Genomic DNA, 1,095 nt, shown 5'->3' with positions numbered 1-1,095 from the left:
GGGCCCTGGGTGGTCGAACCGGGCCGCCTGCCTATCGATCAGAAGGTGCACCGAGCGGAGGCCGAGCCCCGACTACCTCGCCGGGCAGATAGACGACTGACGCCGGGCGAGAGGCCGGAGGCCCCCGATGGTGTAGAAGGTGTAGAAGGTGTACCTCTCTCTAGTTACTTCTTCAAGAACTACTTTCTTGAGGGGTAACCAGGGAGACCTACAACTTCTACACCTTCTACACCCTGAGGGTTGCGCAAGTGCCCTTGCGTGGCTACGCTGGTGCCATGGCCGGAGGAACCCGGCCCAACTGACCAGGAGGACACCATGGGCAACGAGCCCCGCACGGACATCCCGACCGTCACCGTCGAGTGCGCCTGCAAGCACTGCAAGGCGTTCGCCGCTCGCACGGGCCAGGCCCTCCCCTGCGGGCGGAGGTCAACGAGAAGATGGCCGCCGCAATCTGCGGCACGGCCAAGGGCCGCCACTCGATGGTGCAGAAGGCCCACCAGCCGCCGTTCGGCCGCATGGACGCCATGCAGGCCAAGATGGGCCCGTGGGTCGCCTGACCATGCTCCGCCGCCTAGCCCGCGCGCTCGCTACCCTCGCCCTCGACGTCCTGGCCTTCGCCGTGGGCGTCGTGGTGGGCGGCGATCCCGCTCGCCGTCCTGATCTTCTGGCTCGCCGACCGCTACCTGTACTGACCGCCCGCCTCCTACATACCCCAAGGAGCACACCATGAGCGACACCCCCGCCCAGATCAGGGCCCTCTACGACACCGACCCGGACCGCGACGCCTACGAGGCCATCGCCGAGGCCGTCGATACGGCAATCACCGCCCGCGACCACCTGATCCACGCCCTCACCGCCCGCGCCCTGGAGACCGGTGGTCAGGTCGCCGCGATCCGCGCCTTCGCCGACCGCCACCGCAACCGACCCGGCGAAGTCAGCGCACAGGGCATGGTCCGCATGCTCGACAACATCGTCGGGAAGTCCGACGCCCCGATCGTCGCCGAGCTGCCCCGCGCTCGCCCATCGTGCGCGCCGCCAACGAGGACGGCTCCTACACGATGTCGGACGGCCACCGCCACACGCTCCGTGCCGAGG

At 68.6% G+C, this 1,095-nt stretch carries 1 protein-coding gene; it reads left to right on the top strand.

Annotated elements, in window-relative coordinates:
* Positions 1–726: 726 nt before the first annotated feature.
* Positions 727–1,095, top strand: a 369-nt coding sequence (locus PROKR_RS33585; RefSeq protein ID WP_036959393.1) for a hypothetical protein, incomplete at its 3' end; no start/stop codon positions are given.

The sequence above is a fragment of the Promicromonospora kroppenstedtii DSM 19349 genome (assembly GCF_000515355.1).
Classification (GTDB): Bacteria; Actinomycetota; Actinomycetes; order Actinomycetales; family Cellulomonadaceae; genus Promicromonospora; species Promicromonospora kroppenstedtii.
Note: the sequence above shows the minus strand (reverse complement) of the source record. Positions and strands in the feature narration are given on the sequence as shown.